At 48.4% G+C, this 6,507-nt stretch carries 6 protein-coding genes; all 6 read right to left on the minus strand.

From position 1 onward, the window contains the following. Positions 1-445: ATP-binding cassette domain-containing protein (locus tag GRP75_RS16775; protein WP_160789854.1), on the minus strand; the 445-nt coding region annotated here is incomplete at its 3' end. Continuing rightward, the gene (locus tag GRP75_RS16780; RefSeq protein ID WP_023989675.1) at positions 429-1,418 is read right to left on the minus strand and encodes an ABC transporter ATP-binding protein; all 990 of its coding nucleotides are present in this window, start codon (positions 1,416-1,418) and stop codon (positions 429-431) included. The genes GRP75_RS16780 and GRP75_RS16775, both read right to left, overlap by 17 nt. A gap of 64 nt (positions 1,419-1,482) precedes the next feature. Beyond that, positions 1,483-2,418, minus strand: coding sequence for a DUF1177 domain-containing protein (locus GRP75_RS16785; RefSeq protein ID WP_028542291.1), 936 nt, complete (start codon positions 2,416-2,418; stop codon positions 1,483-1,485). 13 nt (positions 2,419-2,431) lie between these two features. Further along, positions 2,432-3,703, minus strand: coding sequence for a M20 family metallopeptidase (locus tag GRP75_RS16790; RefSeq protein WP_160789855.1), 1,272 nt, complete (start codon positions 3,701-3,703; stop codon positions 2,432-2,434). Between the two features lie 134 nt (positions 3,704-3,837). Then, complete coding sequence (locus GRP75_RS16795; RefSeq protein ID WP_023989678.1) at positions 3,838-5,430, minus strand: ABC transporter substrate-binding protein; 1,593 nt, start codon at positions 5,428-5,430, stop codon at positions 3,838-3,840. Between the two features lie 35 nt (positions 5,431-5,465). Next, entirely contained in the window at positions 5,466-6,374 is a 909-nt protein-coding gene (locus tag GRP75_RS16800) for an ABC transporter permease (RefSeq protein WP_028542289.1), read from the minus strand. Positions 6,375-6,507: the final 133 nt, after the last annotated feature.

The following is a 6,507-nucleotide window of genomic DNA, read 5'->3' on the forward strand; positions in this document are numbered from 1 at the left end:
GTGCATGATAAGGAGACAATCCGACCACTTCGAGCAGCTCTTCCACCCGCTCTTTGAGCTGCGTTTTGCTTAGCTTTTCATGCGTGATGAGCGGTTCTTCCAGCACCTGCTGTACTGTCCATCTGGGATCAAGCGAAGCAAACGGATCTTGAAACACCATCTGCATATCCGTTCTGAATTTGCGCAGCTGCTCTGTGTTTAGCTTACGTATATCCGTGCCGTTAAACAGAATCTCTCCATCCGTCGGTTCGATCAATCTGAGAATTGCCCGTCCAGTTGTGGATTTGCCGCAGCCGGATTCTCCCACGATTGCCAGGGTTTCACCCTGCTGTACAGTCAGGTTAATACCATCCACCGCTTTGACTGCTCCCACTTGTTTGGAAAAAAGTCCTTTTTTGATCGGATAGTGCTTTTTCAAATTACGTATTTCAAGCAGTGTACTCATGATATCCCTCCTGCTGTAGCAAGCAGCGGCTTTTGTGTCCGGGTTCCACTTCTGTAAGCTCCGGGGCCTCTGCACGGCAAATTTCCTTGGCAAACTGACAACGTGGTGCAAAGCGGCAGCCATGTGGCATATCAAGTGGGTTGGGAACCTGGCCCGGAATGGAAGCCAGACGCTCCTGATCACTGTTTAATTGTGGCAGTGAAGCTAGCAAACTTTGTGTATACGGATGCTTGGGCTCTTTAAAAAGCGTTTTTACATCGGTTTCTTCTACCACTTGTCCGGCGTACATAATCACGACCCGATCGCACATTTCAGCAACGACACCAAGGTCATGAGTAATCATCAGAATGGAAGTTCCTTCGGACTTCTGCAGCTCACGCATCAAGTCAAGAATCTGTGCTTGAATGGTTACGTCTAGTGCCGTTGTCGGTTCATCGGCGATCAGCAGCTTCGGATTGCACACCATCGCCATCGCAATCATCACCCGTTGGCGCATCCCGCCCGAGAGTTCATGCGGATAAGAAGCGGCTACTTTTTCTGGACGTGGAATTCCCACTTTCGTCAGCATGTCCACAGCCATGTCTTTCGCTTTGTGTTTGCTTACACCGTGGTGGTATCGGGCAGACTCCGCAATTTGCTTGCCGATTTTGAACACAGGATTTAGCGAAGTCATCGGCTCCTGAAAAATCATGGCCATCTCGTTGCCACGAATCGAGCGCATTTTCCGCTCCGAAAAATCCAGCATGTTTTCACCGTTAAACCGTACTTCACCAGCGGCTACTTTCCCAAGTCCCTTGGGGAGGAGCTGCATAATGGAAAGGGAGGTAATGCTCTTGCCGCACCCGGATTCTCCAACGATTCCGAGTGTTTCGCCTTTGCCAACCGATAGATCGACGCCGTCCACAGCCCGGATGGTGCCAGCCGCAGTCTTGAACTCCGTCCGGAGGTTGGTTACTTCAAGCAGTTGTGCCATGCCCTCTTCCTCCTCCTTGTCCATCATTGAACCTTCATGTTCTTTTTAACTTAGGGAATAAAGCTTATTCAGACTTGCCCATCGTTTGCAGATGCTTCATGGTACCGTACAGTTTAGTAATATGTTGAAACTCCTTTTCCGAATGAAAAGAGCATTGCCCACGTCCATAAGCTTTGGCTGTTTCTACAGCCAATTTGGCCGCCAGCGCAATATCGCTTTCGTGGCTGGCCCCCGTTGCACTGCCTGGGACAGGAGCAGCGGCCGTGATGGCTACACCAACCACTGGAGCGGAAGTTGCCACCGCTGGTTGCAAAATGCTGTTGATGTGATACAGGTCGTTACCATAAGGTGTGATGTCCTGCGTAGTTACAGCAAACGTGACACACGGTTCGCCAGTAACGGTCTGAACAATATCGACGAGGTCTTCACTAATTCGTAGCACATAGCCTTGACGTACCGTCGGGGAAATGGCAATACCTTTATGGTTAATGACCCGATTCCCTTTGGTCGTATCAATGGATAGGATCGCTTCCATTTCGGGTGTCACTTCATATTTGTTCATCGTCAAAATATCTACGGGTGAATCCATAAATGGAACCGGATCATGGGGCTGAGTGGGTGCATCTGGACAAATATGTGTACAGATGATCACATCTCCGTCAAGCACATCTCCTTTGGACTGCATGCACAATAGTTTAGCCGCCGCCGAAATTGCCGCTGCCGCACCGTCACCATCGGATACAAATCCGATCATTTCCGGTCGTGCTCCAAGTCCACCAAGTCGCCCTACTACACCCAAGGTTGGAGAATCGCCCCCCTGAATGCGACCCGTTTTACCGGCAATGACAATTTTAATAAAATCCGTAGAGCCCTTTTCACCTTTCACGGTGGAGACCGTAATCTCCGCTTGACCCAGTTGTTCCAAATAAGCTTTGACTTCTGCCCCGCTGGCAAACGGGCTATCCAAAAGGTCATAGACTTCAAAAACTTGTTTCATCATACGGCAGATCCCCTTATGCTTCTTTTTGTGTTGTTTTCAGATATTTAAGCGCCGTCAAGGCGTATACTTTCGCAGATTGAATGATCTGCCATACCGGAGCTTTTTCATTAAAATTGTGAATGGTCGACAGTTCGGCAGGCCCGTATTGCAATACCGGGATATTGTATTTGCGGAATGCACGTGCATCGCTGGTTGCCCATTGCAGTACGCCATAGGCCTCTTTACCGCTGACCTCAGCGATAGATTCCAAAAGCTCCTGTACAATTGGCTCGGTTGGAGGGGTCCAGTTGGCATTACCATAAAATCCGAATTGTTTGGGTTCCGCGTCAATGCCTACACTTGCAAGCAATTCTTTGGCTTTGGCCAGTACATCCCGGTGGTCTACGCCAAATGGAACACGGGAATCCACTTGCACTGTGCAACGGTCTGCAACCACATTGACTTTGGTGCCTCCCTGAATCGTACCAATGTTCACTGTTACATGATCAAACGCTTGTCCATAGCTTGGGTTCTCCCGTTCACTTGCATAACGCTTGGAAATTTCAATGATCTCTTTGACTTCTTCCGGGATGTCCGGCTTGATGTCCCACAGTTGTTGCAGCGCTTCAATCCCTTTTGCTGCCTTCAAAATAGCACTTTCACCTGCAATCGGCTGCAAACTGCCATGACCCGGTGTGCCTTCAACGGTAAATTCAAACCAGCAGCTTCCTTTTTGCCCGATGGTCGGGTTTTGCGGGCCTGAAGGCTCTGCGATCACAGCAGCTGTTCCTTCAATCAGCTTTCTTTCCAGCACCCAAGGTACTCCGAGATGTCCCCCAGTTTCCTCGTCTGGAACTACAAGCAACGACAACGCACCTTCGAGTGGTACGCCTAGTTTGGAGAAAAGCGCAACGGTAAATATTAATCCGCCCAGTCCTGCTTTCATGTCCGAAGCACCGCGACCCAGGAGATAGCCATCACGTATCTCACCACAAAACGGATCAAAATCCCAACGAGTACGGTCCCCTGCCGGCACGACGTCTGTATGCCCACAGAAAATCAGTTTTTTTCCGTCCGCCGTTTCAGCGCCATAATCAGAAATGAGATTCCACATATTCGGCCTGGATTCATGCACCGTTGTTTCTATACCTGCTTCTTTAAGATAGTCCATAATGAACTGACTAATTTCGCGTGAATCACCTGGAGGATTTTCCGAAGGAAACTGAATCAACCGCGAGCATAGCTCAAGCAATTCGTCCTGCCGTTTATCTATTTCATCAAGAACTAACGTTTTCCAATCTGTCATTTCCATTCAATCCCTTCACGTTTTTCATTTAGCCAACTAAATTTTTTACGATCCATCGGGATCAGCTTCATACTTCAGGTGTAAAATGATAGCCTTCGGCTGTAAAAACCGAAGGCATAAGGTAAGATCACAACTTACTCTTTATTCAATGAATAGAATCGGATAACCTCATCTGGGTAGTAAACATATCCAGTGACGTCTTTGCTCATGCCAACAACCCGATTGTATTCATACAGGTACGCCCATGGCGAATCTTGATTTATAAGCTCTTGTGCTTTGCCATACAGCTCTTTACGTTTATTTTCATCTTGCTCTTTGCCTGCTTGTTCCCAAAGCTTATCCACTTCTGCATTAGCATAATGCATATAATTCGAAGAACCGCCGCTGTACATCAGGAACCCGAGATGGTAACCAGGGTCGTTGACGAAGGAAGTCCATTTGGAAATGTATGCTGTCAGGTTGCCTTCTCGTTGCTGTTCAAGGAACTGTGCACGGGCAACATTGACAACATTCATCTTTACGCCAATCTTGGCAAGTTCAGCTTGAATCAATACAGCATCATCTGCCCAGTCCTGGAAGCCGGAACCCAGTGTCAGATCAAAATTAAACCCATTAGGATAACCCGCTTCTGTAAGCAGCTGTTTTGCTTTGTCCAAGTCATGCTTGTAGCTGTAGCCCGCATCGGTGTAGCCAGGCGTGTTACTCGCTACAGAACTCTTCATTTGCTTTGCTTGACCGTACATGACATCGTCGATTAATTGGTCGTAAGGAATAGCATAAGCAATGGCTTGACGCACTTTTGGATCATTAAAAGGTTTGACTTTGTTATTCATGGCGAAATACAGAATCCGGTTACTTGCATTGGATTGAACCTTCAGATCAGCGTTGGTTTCCAGCTTCGAAACGTCCTTTGCAGGAATCTCAATCGCCATGTCCACATCGCCTTTATCCAGCAGAAGTACACGGTTGGAAGCTTCCTTGGTAAACTTCATCGTTACTTTGCTCAGATTTGGCGCTCCTTGCCAGTAGCTGGCATTAGCATTAAAGACAGCTTCTGTCGCAGGGTCCCATTTTTCAAGCTTGAACGGACCTGAACCTGCCGCATGTGTTTTCAAATAGTCGCCATCGCCATTTTCTTTGACAAGCACATCATCCACAATAGAGAAGTTGTACAATGACAGGATTTGCAGAAACATATGATTGGGTTGGGACAATGTAACGACAACGGTGTGCTCATCAGGCGCTGTAGCGGTTTTAATGGAGCTCATACCATACAGGAAGCTACCGGAATCGGAATTTTTAAGCCGCTCAAAGGAATACAACACAGAATTGGCGGTCAGCGGGTTGCCGCTTTGGAATTTAACGTCTTTACGCAGATGGAGCGTATAAGTCATGTTATCAGCGGACACATCCCATTTTTCAGCCAGCATGGGCTTAATTGCTTCCGTATCTGCCACTTCACCGCTATCCGTAGACTTTTTGCCATAGGTCACAAGCTGATCATAGAGCGCAAGCACAAGGGTATCCGATGTAAGATCACTTGCTTCAGCAGGGTCCATGGTTGACCCTCCCTCCGAGTAAGCAAGTGTAATCGTCTTTGGTGGGGATGGGGCATCTGCGCCTTTCTCTCCAGATGAAGCGGACGGGCTGTTAGCATTGCTCGCACAGCCTGCCGTCCATAGCAACGTAGACAAGACGACAATTAGAGAAAGACTTTTTTTCAACATGGCTTACGTTCTCCCCTTTAATGATCTATTTATTTTTATTTGCTAGAGCGCAGTCTAGGATCAAGAACATCCCGCAAACCGTCTCCAAGCAAATTGAAGCCCAAAATAGCTGTCGCAATTCCAAGACCTGGGAAGGTTACAATCCACCACTCACCGGAAATGATATACGCTCGCCCTTCTGAAATCATTGCACCCCATTCAGCAATCGGGGGTTTCACACCGAGCCCCAGGAAGCTGAGACTGGCTGAGGTGAGGATGGCGAAGCCCATTCCGAGCGTTGCATTCACAAGCAGTGGGGCAAGTGCATTAGGCAAGATGTGGCGAAACAGGATCGTTCCGTTCGTTACACCAATTGCCCGGCTGGCCTCAACAAACTCCTTTTCCCGGAGAGAGATGGTTTGTCCGTGAATCAGTCTGGCGAATTCGGGTATGCCTACAATGCCCACGGCGATGAGTGCACTCATCAGTCCTGGTCCCATCGCTGCAGCAATGGCCATGGCGAGTACCAGCGACGGGAAAGCCAACAGAATATCCATACAGCGCATAATAATGCTGCCCATTCGACCGCCATAGAAACCTGCGATGGCTCCAAGCGGTACGCCGATGATAAATGAGATCGACACGGCAATCATCCCGGTCCATATGCTGATTCTGGCTCCGTAAATGACACGGCTGAGAATGTCACGTCCGTAATTATCGGTCCCAAACCAATGTTCTGCACTTGGCGGCAGCAGCTTGTTCGCCGGGTCGGTTACATAAGGATCATGTGGAACGATCCATGATGAGAGGATGGCAATGAGCGTCCAGCCAACGATAAAGATAAATCCGATTAAAGCGAGTTTATTGCCAAACAGTAATCGCCAAAAGGTCTTGCGTTTCGGTATAGCGGCTGCATTGGGCTGAGGTACAGCCGCTTTTGCCACCAAATCACTTGCAGTGCTCATCCGAGTACCTCCCCCTACTTTTGTGCTTCGTTCATTATTCGTACCGGATACGTGGATCAATCAATCCGTAAACCAAGTCGACTCCAAGATTGATAAAGCTGTAAATCAGCGCACTTACGAGGGTAAATGCTTG

Origin of the sequence: Paenibacillus sp. OT2-17, assembly GCF_009827695.1 — a bacterium.
GTDB lineage: Bacteria > Bacillota > Bacilli > Paenibacillales > Paenibacillaceae > Paenibacillus > Paenibacillus polymyxa_B.